We start from the raw sequence: 3,105 nt of genomic DNA on the forward strand, positions 1-3,105 counted from the left end.
TTGACGGTATTACTACATGGCGGGCGTGATTGCCGACTTGGCATTACGCGCTTTCTCGCTCCTGTAACCGCTCAGGGTTATAGGGACAAGCCGCACGGGCAATTAGTACTGGTTAGCTGCACGCATTACTGCGTTTGCACACCCAGCCTATCAACGTCCTGGTCTCGAACGACCCTTCAGGGGAATCAAGTTCCCGGGAAGTCTCATCTTGAGGCGAGTTTCCCGCTTAGATGCTTTCAGCGGTTATCTCTTCCGAACTTAGCTACCCGGCAATGCCACTGGCGTGACAACCGGTACACCAGAGGTTCGTCCACTCCGGTCCTCTCGTACTAGGAGCAGCCCCCCTCAAACTTCCAACGCCCACGGCAGATAGGGACCAAACTGTCTCACGACGTTTTAAACCCAGCTCACGTACCACTTTAAATGGCGAACAGCCATACCCTTGGGACCGGCTACAGCCCCAGGATGTGATGAGCCGACATCGAGGTGCCAAACTCCCCCGTCGATATGAACTCTTGGGAGGAATCAGCCTGTTATCCCCAGAGTACCTTTTATCCGTTGAGCGATGGCCCTTCCATACAGAACCACCGGATCACTATGTCCTACTTTCGTACCTGCTCGACTTGTCAGTCTCGCAGTTAAGCACGCTTATGCCATTGCACTATCAGCACGATTTCCGACCGTACCTAGCGTACCTTCGAACTCCTCCGTTACACTTTGGGAGGAGACCGCCCCAGTCAAACTGCCTACCATGCACTGTCCCCGATCCGGATAACGGACCAAGGTTAGAACCGCAAACAAACCAGGGTGGTATTTCAAGGTCGGCTCCACCGGAACTAGCGTCCCGGTTTCATAGCCTCCCACCTATCCTACACAGATTGGTTCACAGTCCAATGCAAAGCTACAGTAAAGGTTCATGGGGTCTTTCCGTCTAGCCGCGGGTAGATTGCATCATCACAAACATTTCAACTTCGCTGAGTCTCGGGAGGAGACAGTGTGGCCATCGTTACGCCATTCGTGCAGGTCGGAACTTACCCGACAAGGAATTTCGCTACCTTAGGACCGTTATAGTTACGGCCGCCGTTTACTGGGACTTCAATCAAGAGCTTGCACCCCATCATTTAATCTTCCAGCACCGGGCAGGCGTCACACCCTATACGTCCACTTTCGTGTTTGCAGAGTGCTGTGTTTTTATTAAACAGTCGCAGCCACCAATTTTTTGCAACCCCTTCACCCTTCTGGCGCAGGCCAGTCAAGCTACCAGGGCGTACCTTATCCCGAAGTTACGGTACCAATTTGCCGAGTTCCTTCTCCCGAGTTCTCTCAAGCGCCTTAGAATACTCATCTCGCCCACCTGTGTCGGTTTGCGGTACGGTCTCGTTAGACTGAAGCTTAGAGGCTTTTCTTGGAACCACTTCCGATTGCTTCGCAGCATATAGCCGCTCGTTCCATGTCCTTGAATTGCGCGCCCGGATTTGCCTAAGCGCCTTCTCCAACACAGAAACCGGGACTTCCAACACCCGGACAACCTTCCGCGATCCGTCCCCCCATCGCATCTAACGACGGTGCAGGAATATTAACCTGCTTCCCATCAGCTACGCATCTCTGCCTCGCCTTAGGGGCCGACTCACCCTGCTCCGATGAACGTTGAACAGGAAACCTTGGGCTTACGGCGTGCGGGCTTTTCACCCGCATTATCGCTACTCATGTCAGCATTCGCACTTCCGATACCTCCAGCATCCTTTACAAGACACCTTCGCAGGCTTACGGAACGCTCTCCTACCATCTGTACTTGCGTACAGATCCGCAGCTTCGGTGACTGGCTTAGCCCCGTTACATCTTCCGCGCAGGACGACTCGATCAGTGAGCTATTACGCTTTCTTTAAAGGGTGGCTGCTTCTAAGCCAACCTCCTGACTGTTTTCGCCTTCCCACTTCGTTTTCCACTTAGCCAATCTTGGGGACCTTAGCTGGCGGTCTGGGTTGTTTCCCTCTTGACGCCGGACGTTAGCACCCGACGTCTGTCTCCCAAGCTCGCACTCACCGGTATTCGGAGTTTGCAATGGTTTGGTAAGTCGCGATGACCCCCTAGCCATAACAGTGCTCTACCCCCGGTGGTGATACTTGAGGCACTACCTAAATAGTTTTCGGAGAGAACCAGCTATTTCCAGATTTGTTTAGCCTTTCACCCCTACCCACAGCTCATCCCCTAGTTTTTCAACACTAGTGGGTTCGGACCTCCAGTACCTGTTACGGCACCTTCATCCTGGCCATGAGTAGATCATCTGGTTTCGGGTCTACACCCAGCGACTGAATCGCCCTGTTCGGACTCGCTTTCGCTACGCCTTCCCTATTCGGTTAAGCTTGCCACTGAATGTAAGTCGCTGACCCATTATACAAAAGGTACGCCGTCACCCCTTACAGGGCTCCGACTGTTTGTATGCACACGGTTTCAGGATCTATTTCACTCCCCTCCCGGGGTTCTTTTCGCCTTTCCCTCACGGTACTGGTTCACTATCGGTCGATTACGAGTATTTAGCCTTGGAGGATGGTCCCCCCATCTTCAGACAGGATTTCACGTGTCCCGCCCTACTTGTCGCAAGCTCAGTTCCACACCACGGATTTCGTGTACGGGGCTATCACCCGCTATGGCTGCCATTTCCAGGACATTCCACTATCCATCATGCTAAATCTTGCAGGCTTCTCCCATTTCGCTCGCCACTACTCTGGGAATCTCGGTTGATGTCTTTTCCTGCAGCTACTTAGATGTTTCAGTTCGCCGCGTTCGCTTCACACACCTATGTATTCAGTGTGTGATGACCCTTGCGGGCCGGGTTTCCCCATTCGGACATCTGCGGATCAATGCTTGTTTGCCAGCTCCCCGCAGCTTTTCGCAGGCTACCACGTCCTTCTTCGCCTGTAATCGCCTAGGCATCCACCATGTGCACTTAGTCGCTTGTCCCTATAACGCTGAGCCCTGAAGATCAGGACCGTCACATCATAGAGTTCGCTGAGTTAAGCGTGTTTGCCGTATCCAAAGCAGTCTTCTAACTACTGAGATCACTTCGATACTTGTTTCGATACAATCACAACCCTGCGATGTCTT

1 rRNA gene is annotated in these 3,105 nt (G+C 52.8%); it reads right to left on the bottom strand.

Annotated features, from left to right (window positions below):
- Nucleotides 1–81: 81 nt before the first annotated feature.
- Nucleotides 82–2,961, bottom strand: a 23S ribosomal RNA gene (locus tag JJB74_RS32760).
- Nucleotides 2,962–3,105 lie beyond the last annotated feature (144 nt).

The sequence above is a fragment of the Noviherbaspirillum pedocola genome, assembly GCF_016632335.1.
Lineage (GTDB): Bacteria > Pseudomonadota > Gammaproteobacteria > Burkholderiales > Burkholderiaceae_D > Noviherbaspirillum_A > Noviherbaspirillum_A pedocola.